Source organism: Allostreptomyces psammosilenae (assembly GCF_013407765.1).
GTDB classification, from domain to species: domain Bacteria; phylum Actinomycetota; class Actinomycetes; order Streptomycetales; family Streptomycetaceae; genus Allostreptomyces; species Allostreptomyces psammosilenae.
Genome location: NZ_JACBZD010000001.1, coordinates 1,876,316 through 1,889,457 on the forward strand (window position 1 = coordinate 1,876,316; position 13,142 = coordinate 1,889,457).

The window sequence follows — 13,142 nt, forward strand, 5'->3', positions numbered from 1 at the left end:
GCGCCGCGACTCACCACTCGCCGGCGGCCGGCGCCTGCGCGAGGCGCTCACGCGCCTCGGCGAGGTCCTCCTCCGTCGGGGCGTCGTCCTGGGTCAACGCCAGCCGCCAGTAGCCGGCGAAGTCGACCGACCGCCGGTCCACGCCCCGCTCACCCACCAGGTGCCGCCGCAACGACCGCACCACCCCCGACTCGCCCGCCAGCCACACGAACGGCGACCCCGATGGGAACTCCGCGCCACGCACCGCGTCGACCAGCGCCCGGCTGCGCCCCGCCGGCACTGCGCCCCGGTGCAGCCAGTGCACCGTCAGCGCACCCCGGGTGGTGAACCGCTGCTCCTCCGCCGGGCCGCCCACCTCGACGTAGGCCACCGCCCGGGCGCCCTCCGGCAGCGCCTCCACCAGCGTCCCGATGGCCGGCAGCGCCGTCTCGTCCCCGGCCAGCAGCACCCAGTCCGCGGAGCCCAGGGAGCGGGTGAGCGGGACGGGCCGGGCGAAGTCCGCCGACGGCCCGAACATGCCGATCACCTGGCCGGGCCGGGCCGACCGCGCCCACCGGGTGGCCGGGCCGGCGTCGTCGTGCAGCACGAAGTCGACGTCGACCGCGCCCTGCTGCGGACGGCGCGCGCGGATGGTGTAGCTGCGCATCCAGGGGCGTTCCGGCTCGGGGATCGCCTGGTACGCCTGGTACCAGCGGACCAGGTCGCCCTCCCGGGCCGGGTCCGGAAGACGCGGGACGCTCTGCCCGGGCCTCGGGAAGTACAGCTTGACCTGCTGGTCCGGTTCGTGGGGCCCAGGGTCGGCCAGGCCGTCCCCGGTGAAGGTGACCCGCGCCATGTGCGGCGTGATCCGCCGCACGTCGGTGACCTCGACCAACCGGACCGGCAACGACTTCTCCACGGAACCTCCATGACGGTAGTGCGTGGGTGTGGACTGGAACGCCACGACGATCCCGGCCCCGACCGACAGACCACCGACACGGCGCCGACACGTCCCCGCCGCCCCGCGCCGCCGCCCACCCCACCCCGTCCGCCACCCCGCCGAGAGGGTTCTGCGATCATGCTGCGGGGCCGGGTGAGGGCCCGGTGAGCGCGTCTTCGAGGAGGCCGACATGGTGAACGAAGCCGACCTGCGGCACCTGCGCCGCTGCGTGGAACTGGCCGCCCAGGCCCTCGACGCCGGCGACGAGCCGTTCGGCTCCGTGCTCGTCGCCGCGGACGGAACCGTCCTCGCCGAGGACCACAACCACGTGGCCTCCGGGGACCGCACCCGCCACCCGGAGTTCGAGCTGGCGCGCTGGTCCGCGGCGCACCTGACGCCCGCGGAACGGGCGGCGGCGACCGTCTACACCTCCGGCGAGCACTGCCCGATGTGCGCCGCCGCGCACGGCTGGGTCGGCCTGGGGCGCATCGTGTACGCCACCTCCTCGGAGCAGCTCGCCGGCTGGCTGGCCGAGCTGGGGGTGCCCGCCCCGCCCGTGCGCACCCTGCCGATCCAGCAGGTCGCGCCCGGCGTCCCGGTGGAGGGCCCGGTCCCCGAGCTGGCGGACCGGGTGCGCGAGCTGCACCGCCGCTTCCACGGCCGGTCCTGAGCCCCGCACCCGGGCACACCGCCCCGGAGCGTGAGCGCGTCCCCACGAGCGGGGCGGGGCCGTGCCCGCGCGCTCAGCGATTGAGCGCCCACCGCTGGAGCGCCTCCAGCGGCCCGTGCGAGAAGCGGCGCAGCCACAGCGTGGAGCCGACCACCAGCAGCAGGCACACCGTCGCCCACAGGCCCATCACCCACCACGGCCCGCTGTCCTCGAAACGGGTGGCGAGCCCCAGCCCGATGCCGTAACAGGCCAGCACGCACAGCGCGTTCTGGGCGACGTAGCTGGACAGCGCGGTCCGGCCCACCGAGGTGAGCGCCGCCACCAGCCGTCCCGGGCGACGCGTGCGGTCCAGCAGCACCCCGATCAGCCCGATGTAGCCGATCGCCACCAGCGGGGCCGCCACGTAGCGGCTGAGCAGGAAGAAGTCCATCCCGCCCAGCGCGGTGGCCGCGTTCAGCGGCAGCCCCAGACCCAGGCCCCAGCGGAGCATCCGCACGCGCAGCCGGCGGCCGGCGGCGTCCGGCTGGAAGGCACCCGCCCGGAACAGCCGCACACCGAGCAGGAACAGGAAGAGCAGCAGCCCGAACGACAGGACCGGTTCCAGGCGCAGCAGCACGGCGTTGTCCAGGCGGAACGCCACCTGGTCGAGGTAGCCGCCGTCCGCGTACAGCGCCACCACCTCGGCGTCGACCTCGCCGGTCGCGGAGTCGGCGGCGACCAGCCCGGCGGTGAGCAGCGCCATGCCGGCGACGTGCAGCCCCGCCGCGCACCACATCACCGCCCGCCGGAACCGCTCGGACCGGGTGAGCAGCCCGGCCACCAGCAGCGCGGTGACGGCGTAGCCCATCAGCACGTCCCAGGCGAAGACCAGCAGGAAGTGCGCGGTGCCCTCGGCGAACAGGAACAGCGCCCGCCGGCGGTACCGGCCCGGCCACGGCTGCCCGCGCCTGGCCGCGGAGGCGAACTGTATCGCCAGGCCGACCCCGAACAGGATGGTGAGCATGGACAGGAACTTGCCGTCGGCCAGGAACCGGAAGAGGCTCTCGGCCGCCAGGGCGGGCGCGGGGTCGGACAGCAGTTCCCGCAGTGAGGAGCCCGGGGTGGCGCCGGTGAGGATGCCCCATTCCGACCCCGGAGAGCTGAAGATCCACACGTTGGTCATCAGCGTGCCGAGGATCGCCGCCCCGCGCAGCACGTCCAGCAGTGGTAGGCGGCCCGTCGTGCCCGCCGGACCGGTGACCGGCGTGGACGAAGGCACGGCTGACCGTATGGCGTCCGCCATCGATTCCCCCTGAGTAGTGGTTCGTCCCTCTCATCGTCGTGGCGGGTCGGGGCGCGTCCCTCGTAGGCGCTGATGAAAAGCGCGGTACATCTTTCGATGTACCGGGGTGCTGCGGCCGGTGGAGCCGGCCCGCTCGCGGGAGCGGCAGCGCGGATTCCGGGGAGTGGTGGCACGGGCCTCCGGAACGGGCTGCCCGGACTCGCGGGAGTGGCAGCATGGGGCTGTCCGGAAGAGGGGCGGGGCGTGGGGGAGGGCTCGCCGCCCGGGCCCTCAACCCCCCCTTGGGGGGGCTTTTCGGCCCCCTTTTTCAGGATCCCACGGGGTGGTGGCGCCCCGCAGCCCCCGTTTCGCGGCCTGTGGACAACTTCGGTGCTGCGCATGTCATGGGCCCGGGGCCGCGTCGGAGCACTGTTCGAGCCGTGCCATACTTGGCGCGCGAATCGAGGCGGGACTCCGTTGGCGGAGTGTCCGAAAACGGGGGGTCAGCAGCAGTGCGGTGGTTGCCGGGTGTCGGCCCGACGGGGCGCCGGGGCCGCGTCGGATGAGCGGGATACGGCTCGCCGCCCCCTATCTCGACACGGGCGCCGACCAGCTCTCCTTCGCCCTCGGCCTGCCGGCCCGCGAGGCCCTGGCGGTGGCCGAGGTGCGGGCCGGCGGACTCACCGTCCAGCTCCGGCTGCTCGGCGCCTCCCACCAGGTGATCGCCGGCCCGGTCTGCGAGACCGTGGCCTGCCTGCCCGGCAGGCCGGGATGGCTTCCGGAGGCGGTGAACGAGGAGATCGGCGGCTGGAAGTATCGTTTCACCGCCCGGATCGACACCTACCCGCCCCAGGAGTTCGGCGACCGCGCCCAGTGGCTGCGCGAAGGGCTGGACGGCCGGCCGGACGCGCTCTGCGGGATCTTCCCCGGCTCCCCCGACGCCGTCACCGCGCTCGTGGTGGAGTCCGACGCCGGTGTCGCCTGGCGCACCTGGCACGCCTACCCGCAGACCCGGCAGATCGTCACCACACACACCAGGCTGGAGGCACGGTGAGGCACACTCGGCTGTCCGCGGCGGCGCTGGTCGCCGTGACGCTGCTGACGGGCTGTTCGGGCGGTGATGCCGACGACGACGCCCCGAGGGACTGGATCGCCGAGCAGTACCGCTCCAGCGACGGCGACTACCTCGACGAGGTCGACGCGCCGGCGCGCGTCGCGAGCGAGATCGAGAACCACCGCTCCGCCCGGGGCCGCATCGACAGCGACACCGACGACATGGTCTTCCTGCGGTACGAGGACGACATCGTGGCGCTGAGCCCGTACGGATCCGGCAGCCGGATCGAGATCGAGGACTACGCGACCGGCTACCGCCGCTGGAACTCCCACGTCAGCACCTGGCCGGTGCCGGGCAGCCACGACGACGAGTTCCGCGGCGGCGGGCCGGGATCCGGAAAGTAAGCGGTCAGGGGAGAGAGGGAAGACGTTGACGGACATCGTGGAAGCGGCCGGTTCGGCGCTGCTGTACGGCCTGGTGGGCTTCGTCGTCATGGCGGTGGCGTTCGTCGCCCTGGACCTGGTGACCCCCGGCAAGCTCGCCTCGGTGGTGTGGACCGAGCGCAACAAGGGCGCGGCCGTGGTGCTCGGCGGTCAGATGCTCGGCGTGGGCATCGTCATCCGCGAGGCGATCGCGGCCAGCGAGTCCGAGGCGGGGCTCGGCTACGGCCTGCTCAGCACCCTGGTGTACGGGCTGGTCGGCGTGCTGGTGATGACGCTGGTGTTCGCCGTGGTCGGCATCGTCACCCCGGGCCGGATGGGCGCCGTGGTGCTCCAGGACGACGGCGACCGTCCCCACCCGGCGGCGTGGGTGCAGGGCGCGATGTACGTCGGCACGGCGCTCATGGTCGGCGCCGCACTGTCGTGAGCACGCTCACGGAACCGCCGCGGGCCGCGGCACGTCCGCGCCTGGCCCGGTTCCTGCTGCTGTTCGCGGTCTTCCTCTGCGCCGCCTGCGGACTGGTCTACGAGCTGGCGCTGACGGCGCTGGGCAGCTACCTGGTCGGCGACACGGTGCTGCAGACCTCGGTCGTGCTGTCGGTCATGGTGTTCGCCATGGGCATGGGCTCGCTGGCGGCCAAGCCGCTGCAGCGCCGCGCCGTCGGGGCGTTCGCCCTGGTGGAGGCGGCGCTGGCGCTGATCGGCGGGCTGTCCGTGCTCGCCCTCTACGTGGCCTTCGCCTGGCTGGGCGTCTACACCCCGGTGATGGTCGCCATCGCCTTCGTCGTCGGCATGCTGATCGGCGCCGAGATCCCGCTGCTGATGACGATGCTCCAGCGGATCCAGCGGCAGGAGGCGGGCGGCGCGGTCGCCGACATGTTCGCCGCCGACTACATCGGCGCGCTGGTCGGCGGGCTCTGCTTCCCGCTGCTCCTGCTGCCGACGTTCGGACAGCTGCGCGGTGCCCTGGTGGTGGGCGCGGTCAACGCCACCGCCGGCGTCGCCCTGGTGCTGTGGATCTTCCGCCGGCAGACCCGCCGGGTGGTCCAGGCCGGGCTGCTGGCCGGCATGGCGGCGGTGCTCGCGCTGCTCGGCGGGGCCTACGCGTTCGCCGACGACCTGGAGGTCAGCGCCCGCCAGCGGCTGTACCGGGACCCGATCGTGCACGCCGAGCAGACCCGGTACCAGGACATCGTGATCACCGAGTCGGTCGCCTTCACCGGAGACCCCGACCTGCGGCTGTTCCTCAACGGCGACCTCCAGTTCTCCTCGGTCGACGAGTACCGCTACCACGAGGCCCTGGTGCACCCGGCGCTGGCCGGCGCCCGCTCCTCCGTGCTGGTCCTCGGCGGCGGCGACGGGCTCGCCCTGCGCGAGGTGCTGCGCTACGACGACGTCGAGCGGGTGACCCTGGTCGACCTCGACCCGGCCGTGACCGAGCTCGCCCGGTCCTACGGCCCGCTGCGCGCGATGAACCACGACGCGCTGGCGGACCCGCGGGTCACCACCGTCAACGACGACGCCTTCACCTGGCTGCGGGACGCCACCGGCAGCTACGACGCCGTGGTCGTGGACTTCCCCGACCCGGACAGCGTGGCCACCGCCAAGCTGTACTCGGTGGAGTTCTACGGCATGCTCTCCCGCGTGCTGGCGCCGCAGGGCCGGGTGGTGGTGCAGGGCGGATCGCCGTTCTTCGCCCCGCGCACCTACTGGTCGATCGAGGCCGGCATCCGGGAGGCCGGCTTCGCCACCACCCCCTACCAGGTCGACGTGCCCAGCTTCGGCAACTGGGGATTCGTCCTCGCCGACCTCCCGGAGGGCCGCGGGGCGGGCGATCCGCCGCTGCGCCTGGCGCCGGACGCCCCGCCGCTGCGCTTCCTCGACGACGCGGTGCTGCGGGCGGCCGCCGTCTTCCCGCTCGACCGCCGATCGGCCGACGTGCGCGCCAGCACCCTGATGGAGCCCACCGTGCTGGAGTACAGCCGCCAGGAGTGGCGGACCTACTGACCCGGCCGATCGCCCCCGGGCGTCATCGGTGCGTCCTCCGTGGCGAACCAGGTCGGTTCGTCGGCCAGCGCCTGCTTGATCCTCAGCTGACCGAACTCGCCGAGGTCGGGCAGCGCGTCCAGCGAGAACCAGCCCACCTCCAGCGACTCGTCGTCGTTGACCCGCGGCTCGCCGCCGACCGCGCGGCACCGGAAGGTGATGTCCATGTACTGGCAGCGGTCCCCGTTGGGGTACTGCATGGGCTCCAGGGCCTGGACCAGGACCACGCGCTCGGCCGTGCAGCGCACCGCCGTCTCCTCCTCGACCTCCCGCACCGCCGCGACGGCCGGCTGCTCGCCGGGCTCCGGGATGCCGCCGATCAGCGACCACTCGCCGGTGTCCGCGCGGCGGACCAGCAGCACCCGGCCGTCGTCGTCGAAGACCACGGCCGTCACGCCGGGCAGACAGAGCAGTTGGTGGCCCGCGGAGGCGCGGATGGCACGGATGAACTCGGGCGTCGGCATGCCCCCGACCCTAGCGCGGCCGGCCGGGGCGTCGCAGCAGGGTCTCCGCCCGGTGCCCGCCCTCTGCCGGACGGTCGCTGGCGCGCTGTCAGTGCCGCCGTCTACGGTCGGAGCATGATCGATGCGGAAGACGTCCGGCGGATCGCGCTGTCCCTGCCGGAGACGGAGGAGAAGATCGCCTGGGACATGCCGACCTTCCGCGTCCGGGGCGGTCGGATGTTCCTCACGCTGGCCCGGGACGACGCCTCGATGGCGGTGCGCTGCCCGGTCGAGGACCACGCGGAGCTGATGGCCTCCGAGCCGGAGAAGTTCTCCCGGGAGGACGTCACGCTGGCCTGGTTGCGGGTCCGGCTGGCCGCCCTGGACGACCTCGACGAGCTGCGCGCCATCATCGTGGACGCCTGGCGCCAGGGCGCGCCGAGCGCCCTCCTCGACGCCGTCCCGGCCGCCGGCCCGGAGCGCCCGGCGCACTGACCCGCCGGTGCCCCGCGTGCCTGGGGGGGAACCGCGGCAGGGGGTGCGGCCGGCGGGCCGCACCCCCCACACCCCGCGCCGGCGAGCGCCGCGCCGCGCGGTCGACGGGCCGGGCGTTCGACGGGCGGGTCAGCAGTACAGGTTGGCGCCCGCCGTGGTGCCCAGGATGGAGACGAACCGCTGGTAGGTGGTCACCCGGCTCTGCACCTGGGCGGGATTGCCGCCGTTGCACTCCAGGGCCCCGTTGATGCTGCGGATGGTCTCACCGAAGCCGTGGCCGCCCACCATGGCGTTGTGCGGCGTCATGGTGCCCGGCCCGCTCTGGGTGTTCCAGTACCACAGCGCCGTGCGCCAGGCCACGGCCGCGTCCTGCTGCACCAGCCAGGGGTTGTTCAGCAGGTCGATGCCGAGCGCGTCGCCGGCCGCCTTGTAGTTGAAGTTCCAGCTCAGCTGGATCGGGCCGCGACCGTAGTAGGCGGCCTGCCCCGCGGGGCACCCGTAGGGCTGGGTGGAGTCGCAGTAGTGGGGGTAGTTGGCGGTGTTCTGCTCGACGATGTGGACCAGACCGCCGGTCTCGTGGCTGACGTTGGCGAGGAAGGCCGCGGCCTCCTGGCGCCGGACGGTGTCGCTGCCGGTGGTGGTGAAACCGGGGTAGGAGCTCAGGGCGGCGGTGAGCCCGCTGTAGGTGTAGAAGGGGTTCCGGTTCGGGAACATCTGGTTGAACTGCGCCTCGGTGACGATGAAGCCGGAGGGGATCGGCGGCGGCGTGGTGGTGCCGCACGCTCCCTGGTCGGCCCACACGCCGGAGGTGCCGGGCGGCGCCTCGCCGAGGGTCCACCACCTGGCGGTCCAGTTGCGGCCGTTGTGGGAGACGGTCGTGCCGCCCCAGTAGGTCGTGGTGGCGCTCCAGGCGGGGGCACAGTCCGCCGCGTGGGCAGTGCCGGCCGGTACGACGACCGCGAGGGCGCCGGCGAGCAGCACGGCGAGGGCGGCGAGCACGGAGGTGAGGCGTCTGGTGAACATCTGATCACTCCTCGGTGCGGCCCGGGCCGCACGGATCGACGGCGGGACGGCCGCGGGTCGGCATGATGTCATGGCCCCGTCAGAAAGCTGGCCGGCTCTCGGCGGCTCGGCCGCCCGGGGTGACACCCACTCAAGCGCGTTGGTCTATACCAGTCAAGGGTGGGTAATCGGACAGCCCGCCGGCTCGGCGGCGCCCGCGCACACGACCGGAGGTGGCGGACGCGGAACGCGCGCGCCGGTCGACGCCCTCGGTGGGGCCTCGACCGGCGCGAGGGGGAGCCGGCCGGGTGGAGACCGGCCGGCGCGGCGCTACACCAGCACGTTCTTGTAGAACAGGTTGCTGCGGCGGTCGCCCGCCTCGCCGGAGGCGAAACCGAGGAACAGCCGGGTCTGGCCCGCGGCGGTGCGGTACACCGCCATGCCCTCGGGCTCCCGGTACGTCAGGGTCGAGCCCGCGCGGGTGAAGCTCCGCTGGACCATCGCGCCGGTGTTCACGTTCACGCTGGAGACGTACGCGTTCCCCGGGCTGGGGTTGTCCGGGCCGTAGGCCGTGCCCTCGATCTGGTAGACGAACGATCCGTACAGCGTGTAGCCCTGGAAGACGCCCAGCCCGCCGGGCTGCGCCACGTCGGCCAGCCGGTTGGTGTAGACGCCGGCCGCCACGTCGCTCACGTTGAAGATGGCGTACCGCTTGCCGCTGCCGGTCTCGTAGCGGACCGCCATCCGGTTGTGCACCGGATCGATCGCGCAGGTGGTCTCCAGCGCTCCGGCCACCGGCGAGTGCTTGGTCAGCGCGGAGGAGGTGTTGCTGAGCGTCGTCCCGCTGCTCCAGCGGAACCGGGCCAGCCGGGTGCCGCGGGCGTTGCTGTTGACGTCCACCTCCGTCCACAGATAGGTGGCGGTGCCCACCGGCTGCGCCGCGATCGACACCCCGTGTCCGAACCCGCTGAGGTACATGTAGCCCAGCTGGTTGCCGGAGAAGTCCAGCTCGGTGATGCACAGGTCCCCGCTGTCGTCCGGGGAGCCGGAGCGGAGCTGGGCGACGAACAGCCGCCGGTTGACGTTGTCGAAGCAGAACGACTGCTGGACCCGGCCGTCGCGCAGGGTGACGTGGCGGAACAGGTCATAGGAGGGCTCCGACAGGTCGAACCGCTGGGAGGTGGGCACGGCCGCGGCGGCGGTGGGCGCCGTGATGCCGAGCCCCAGCGCGGCGCCGGCCGCCGCGCCCCCGCTGATCCGGAGCACCCGCCGCCGACTCCAGGACTCCGACGCGTGCGGCGTGTCGCTGGGTGAACGGTCTGTCGTCATGGTTTCCCACTCCCCGTCGTGAGATGGACCGGCCTCGGCGGTTTCTACGCGCGTAGCGCCGGAATCCGCGTCCACCAAGCCTCCGGTGGATCACCACTCGGCGCCACGGGGTTCACCGGCCGCCCGGACGTCACCGCTGGTGAGCGGCGCTCAAGGCGGGGAGTCTCGGGCTCCGCTTGCGGCCGCAGGCGGCCGATTGGCGCGGACACGCCGCGGCGCCCCCACCGTGTGGTGGGGGCGCCGGGCGGGGTTCACGGCTGTCTACCGGTGTCAGATGGTGATGCCGTTGGCGGCGAGGTAGTCCACCGGGTTGATGGCGGAGCCGTAGACCGGGGTGGTGCGGACCTCGAAGTGCAGGTGCGGGCCGGTGGAGTTGCCGGTGTTGCCGGACAGACCCACACGGTCGCCGGCGCTCACCTTCTGACCAGCGGTGACGGTCATCTCGGAGAGGTGGCCGTACAGGACGTACTTGCCGTCGGCGTTCTGCACGATGACGTTGTTGCCGTACGAGGAGTCGTAGCTGGCGGAGTAGACGACGCCGTCGGAGACGGTGTCCACGCCGGTGCCGGTGGGGACGGCGAAGTCCTGGCCGGAGTGGGTGCTGGCCCAGTTGCTGCCGGCCTGGGCGAAGGAGGCGCTCAGGGTGTAGGAGCCCTCGATCGGCAGGGCGAACCCGCTGGTGGCGGCCTTGGCCTCGGCCACGGTCGCCACGGGCACGGCGGTGGCGTGGGTGGCGGCCAGGGCGGTTCCGGTCATGCCCGCGGTCGCGGCGGCCAGCATCGTCGCGGCGGCAACCGTGCGCGCGGAGGCGCGGCGCAGGCCGCCCAGGGTGGAGGTGATGCGGCCGGTAGCGGTGGTGCGGGTGATCGTCACGAAAGCAACCTTTGTTCGGGGACTCCAGCACCCCGCGGCCCGTGATTCCAGTGCTCCTGGAGGGCGGCGTGGGTGCCGGGGGACCAGGCCCACCACCGTCGCCGGCGCGGACCCCGCCCGCCCCGTCGGCATCCCGTGTGGACTGCCGGGTGGGGCGAACGAGTCCAAGTAGTAACAACCCCCGCCGAGCCCGCCAAGAGCCCCCAAAACGACGCCGGATAGTAGCGACGAGGGCCGGGAACAAGCCACTGGCAGGCCCACACGCACCACCGGGAACAGGCCACGGAGAGGACCGACAGGGCCGGAGGAAGCACCGCGACACCACGGTGACCTGGGTGTTTACCCGGTGCCCACCCCCCGCGGTGAATGATTCAACCACTCTCGGGCGCAAACATCCCCATTCGTCCCGATTTGAGGTTTGAGGCTCTCCTACCGGCGATCGTAGACGCCTGGAACCCTGTGAGCACCCTCACCGCAGCACCCCACTCCCCCGTGACCGCCACCACGCGGAAGGCGCCGGCGCTGCCCCCCGAGCAGTGCGGTGGTTCAGGTGGGAGTGGGGGGCGGCCAGCCGTGTTGGAGGTAGCCGGTGGTGCCGGTGTCGGCCGCGTGTACGCAGGCGTTGATGCGGCGCGCCTTGTGCGGGGCGAGGCGTTCGGCCCACTGTTCGGGGGTGCACCAGGCCACGCTCCTCAGTTCCTCGTCGTGTGGCCGCAGGTCGGCGGCCACGTGGTCGGGGAGGATGCCGCCGTCGAAGAGGAAGTTGATCAGTGGGGGGCGGCCTCGCTCTGGGCGGGGACGATGTCGGTGACCAGGAGGCGTCCGGGCAACAGGTCGAGGCCCAGTTCCTCCCGGACTTCCCGGGCAGCCGCCTCCCACGGGTACTCGCCGTGCTCCAGTGCCCCACCGGGAATCTCCCAGCTGTCGCGCCGGTAGGCCGGCTCGACCAACAGAACGCGCCGGCGCCGGTCGCGCAGCAGGAGCCCGGCACCGACCAGGTGGGGCGGGAGCGTGGCGTAGTACTGGGCGGGCGGCAGGTGGTCCGTGCTGTCGGGCATGCGTCGGAAGGTAGTGGATCGGCGGTCGCGCTGGGCGGGCGGCGCACGAGTCCGTCTCGTCGTTCCACCCGGCCGGCGATTCCCCTTCGGCGTGCCGGAGGGGGAGACGGCCATCGGTCGGCGTGGCAGAATCGCGCTGTGCTGCTGCTGTGTGATGTCGTGTCAGCCGTACTCCTCGGCGAGGCGGGAGCCTCGGTGGAGTGTGTCGACGTCCCCGGTGGCGGCTGGTGAGGGCTCCGCGTGTTCCCCGGGAGCAGGCACCGGGGCGGCTCCCCGCGCAGGGCACCACGGCGGCGCGGAGGACGGCCGTCCCGCGGCGGGCCGTGGTGGCCCGGGCGGCTTCCCCGTCGCTCCCCGGGGTCGGTCCGTTGCGTGTGGTCGCGCGTCTGCACGCGTACCCGCCCGCCCACAACGCGGGGGGCGAGTGGATGATCCACTCGATGTTCCGGGCCCTGGTGGACCACGGGCACCAGGTCACGGTGTGGCTGTCGAAGGACGGGCCCCTCCGCGCCGAGTACGGCCTCGACGGGGTGCGGGTCATCCCCTTCCAGTCCGGGGTGGACTTCGCCACCCAGGCGTCTCGGGCCGACGTGCTCGTGTCGCACCTGGAGAACGTCGCGGCGACGGCCGGGTACGGGCGCCGGTACCGCGTCCCGGTCGTCTCCGTCTGCCACAACACGTTCGACCCGACCTTCGGGGACATCGCGACCGGCGCCGTCCCCTTCGCCGTCTACAACTCGCTGTGGATGCAGGACGCGGCGCGCGTGTGGTTCGCGCGGGCCGGCGTCGAGGCGCCGGAGTCGATCGTCGTCCGCCCGCCGGTCTACGCGGCCGACTACCGCACCGACCCGGGCGACGCGATCACCCTGGTCAACCTGAACCAGGAGAAGGGCGGCGACCTCTTCTGGAGGATCGCCGAGCGCATGCCGGAGCGGCGGTTCCTCGGGGTGCTCGGCGCCTACGGGACGCAGGTGCGGCCTCCCCGCCGGCTCGCGAACCTGGAGATCATCCCGCACGTGCCGGGTGACCGGATGCGGGATCGGGTCTACGCCCGGACCGCCGTCCTCCTCGTGCCGTCGGAGTACGAGAGCTGGGGCCGGGTCGGGGTGGAGGCCATGGCGAGCGGCATCCCCGTGATCGCCCACCCCACGCCGGGCCTCGTGGAGAGCCTGGGCGCGGCCGGCATCTTCGCTTCGCGGGACGACCTCGACGCCTACGTCACCGCCCTGCGCGACGTGCTGGAGCCCGCCGCGTACGAGCTGGCCTCGGCCCGCGCTCGGCGGCGGTCCGCCGAACTGGACCCCGCGCCGGACCTCGCCCACTGGGTCGCGGCCGTCGAGGAGTGGGCAGCCCGCAACCGGACGTCTCGCTGACCTCTTCCGCACGGTGCCCGGCACGCCGGGTCGGCCACAGCCGGTGGGGCGGTGCCGGGGCGTCGGCGGCGGTCCGCCGGCGCGGTTCCGGCGCACGACGCGCTCGACGCGCGCGGCACCGCGGACGTCGTCCTCCTCCCACGTCGCCCCGACGCATGCCGCGACGCGGACGCCGCCCC

The 13,142-nt window shown here is 73.3% G+C and carries 15 protein-coding genes; 7 read left to right on the top strand and 8 right to left on the bottom strand.

Features of this window, described 5'->3' with window-relative positions; translation table 11 throughout:
* Positions 1-10: 10 nt before the first annotated feature.
* On the bottom strand, positions 11-898 hold the full coding sequence (locus FHU37_RS07490; RefSeq protein ID WP_312892486.1) for a siderophore-interacting protein: 888 nt from the start codon (positions 896-898) through the stop codon (positions 11-13).
* Between the two features lie 211 nt (positions 899-1,109).
* Between FHU37_RS07490 and FHU37_RS07495 the strand changes: the two genes are divergently transcribed.
* Positions 1,110-1,589 carry a nucleoside deaminase gene (locus FHU37_RS07495; RefSeq protein ID WP_179813422.1) on the top strand — a complete coding sequence of 160 codons (480 nt, stop codon included), beginning with the start codon at positions 1,110-1,112 and terminating at the stop codon, positions 1,587-1,589.
* A gap of 73 nt (positions 1,590-1,662) precedes the next feature.
* Here FHU37_RS07495 and FHU37_RS07500 read toward each other — a convergent pair whose 3' ends face one another.
* Entirely contained in the window at positions 1,663-2,871 is a 1,209-nt protein-coding gene (locus FHU37_RS07500; protein ID WP_179813423.1) for a DUF418 domain-containing protein, read from the bottom strand.
* Between the two features lie 541 nt (positions 2,872-3,412).
* On the opposite strand from FHU37_RS07500, the gene FHU37_RS07505 reads away from it, so the two are divergent.
* Genes FHU37_RS07505 through FHU37_RS07520 form a run of 4 tightly spaced genes read left to right on the top strand, consistent with a single transcriptional unit; the run spans position 3,413 to position 6,351 of the window.
* Positions 3,413-3,904: a DUF2617 family protein gene (locus FHU37_RS07505; protein WP_179813424.1), complete on the top strand. Its 492-nt coding sequence runs from the start codon at positions 3,413-3,415 to the stop codon at positions 3,902-3,904.
* Positions 3,901-4,308, top strand: coding sequence for a DUF4247 domain-containing protein (locus FHU37_RS07510; RefSeq protein WP_179813425.1), 408 nt, complete (start codon positions 3,901-3,903; stop codon positions 4,306-4,308). Before FHU37_RS07505 ends, FHU37_RS07510 begins: the two co-directional genes overlap by 4 nt.
* Before the next feature lie 25 nt (positions 4,309-4,333).
* Positions 4,334-4,771: a DUF350 domain-containing protein gene (locus tag FHU37_RS07515; RefSeq protein ID WP_179813426.1), complete on the top strand. Its 438-nt coding sequence runs from the start codon at positions 4,334-4,336 to the stop codon at positions 4,769-4,771.
* Positions 4,768-6,351, top strand: coding sequence for a polyamine aminopropyltransferase (locus FHU37_RS07520; RefSeq protein WP_179813427.1), 1,584 nt, complete (start codon positions 4,768-4,770; stop codon positions 6,349-6,351). The genes FHU37_RS07515 and FHU37_RS07520 overlap by 4 nt, the downstream gene beginning before the upstream one ends.
* On the opposite strand, the gene FHU37_RS07525 is transcribed toward FHU37_RS07520, so the two are convergent.
* Positions 6,345-6,854: an NUDIX hydrolase gene (locus FHU37_RS07525; protein ID WP_179813428.1), complete on the bottom strand. Its 510-nt coding sequence runs from the start codon at positions 6,852-6,854 to the stop codon at positions 6,345-6,347. The genes FHU37_RS07520 and FHU37_RS07525 overlap by 7 nt on opposite strands.
* A gap of 114 nt (positions 6,855-6,968) precedes the next feature.
* Between FHU37_RS07525 and FHU37_RS07530 the strand changes: the two genes are divergently transcribed.
* Positions 6,969-7,328 carry an MmcQ/YjbR family DNA-binding protein gene (locus FHU37_RS07530; RefSeq protein ID WP_179813429.1) on the top strand — a complete coding sequence of 120 codons (360 nt, stop codon included), beginning with the start codon at positions 6,969-6,971 and terminating at the stop codon, positions 7,326-7,328.
* A 129-nt stretch (positions 7,329-7,457) separates the two neighbouring features.
* Here the strand turns inward: FHU37_RS07530 and FHU37_RS07535 are convergent, their stop codons facing one another.
* From FHU37_RS07535 to FHU37_RS27885, 5 genes are all read right to left on the bottom strand, one after another.
* A complete protein-coding gene (locus FHU37_RS07535; RefSeq protein WP_179813430.1) occupies positions 7,458-8,351 on the bottom strand; it encodes a glycoside hydrolase family 19 protein in 894 nt (297 codons plus the stop codon).
* A 309-nt stretch (positions 8,352-8,660) separates the two neighbouring features.
* Positions 8,661-9,659: a phage baseplate protein gene (locus FHU37_RS07540; RefSeq protein WP_179813431.1), complete on the bottom strand. Its 999-nt coding sequence runs from the start codon at positions 9,657-9,659 to the stop codon at positions 8,661-8,663.
* A gap of 270 nt (positions 9,660-9,929) precedes the next feature.
* Positions 9,930-10,532, bottom strand: coding sequence for a M23 family metallopeptidase (locus tag FHU37_RS28905; RefSeq protein WP_179813432.1), 603 nt, complete (start codon positions 10,530-10,532; stop codon positions 9,930-9,932).
* 546 nt (positions 10,533-11,078) lie between these two features.
* Entirely contained in the window at positions 11,079-11,261 is a 183-nt protein-coding gene (locus FHU37_RS27880) for an NUDIX hydrolase (protein ID WP_246449662.1), read from the bottom strand.
* 38 nt (positions 11,262-11,299) lie between these two features.
* Entirely contained in the window at positions 11,300-11,590 is a 291-nt protein-coding gene (locus FHU37_RS27885; protein WP_246449665.1) for an NUDIX domain-containing protein, read from the bottom strand.
* A 428-nt stretch (positions 11,591-12,018) separates the two neighbouring features.
* Here FHU37_RS27885 and FHU37_RS07555 point away from each other — a divergent pair, with 428 nt between their 5' ends.
* The gene (locus tag FHU37_RS07555) at positions 12,019-12,963 is read left to right on the top strand and encodes a glycosyltransferase family 4 protein (RefSeq protein WP_179813433.1); all 945 of its coding nucleotides are present in this window, start codon (positions 12,019-12,021) and stop codon (positions 12,961-12,963) included.
* Positions 12,964-13,142: the final 179 nt, after the last annotated feature.

Excerpts from the sequence above, each read along its gene's own strand:
- FHU37_RS07505 (WP_179813424.1), top strand. The coding sequence starts at position 3,413 with ATGAGCGGGATACGGCTCGCCGCCCCCTATCTCGACACGGGCGCCGAC.
- FHU37_RS07525 (WP_179813428.1), bottom strand. The coding sequence starts at position 6,854 with ATGCCGACGCCCGAGTTCATCCGTGCCATCCGCGCCTCCGCGGGCCAC.
- FHU37_RS07530 (WP_179813429.1), top strand. The coding sequence starts at position 6,969 with ATGATCGATGCGGAAGACGTCCGGCGGATCGCGCTGTCCCTGCCGGAG.
- FHU37_RS27885 (WP_246449665.1), bottom strand. The coding sequence starts at position 11,590 with ATGCCCGACAGCACGGACCACCTGCCGCCCGCCCAGTACTACGCCACG.
- FHU37_RS07500 (WP_179813423.1), bottom strand. The coding sequence starts at position 2,871 with ATGGCGGACGCCATACGGTCAGCCGTGCCTTCGTCCACGCCGGTCACC.
- FHU37_RS07495 (WP_179813422.1), top strand. The coding sequence starts at position 1,110 with ATGGTGAACGAAGCCGACCTGCGGCACCTGCGCCGCTGCGTGGAACTG.
- FHU37_RS07555 (WP_179813433.1), top strand. The coding sequence starts at position 12,019 with ATGATCCACTCGATGTTCCGGGCCCTGGTGGACCACGGGCACCAGGTC.
- FHU37_RS07540 (WP_179813431.1), bottom strand. The coding sequence starts at position 9,659 with ATGACGACAGACCGTTCACCCAGCGACACGCCGCACGCGTCGGAGTCC.
- FHU37_RS07535 (WP_179813430.1), bottom strand. The coding sequence starts at position 8,351 with ATGTTCACCAGACGCCTCACCTCCGTGCTCGCCGCCCTCGCCGTGCTG.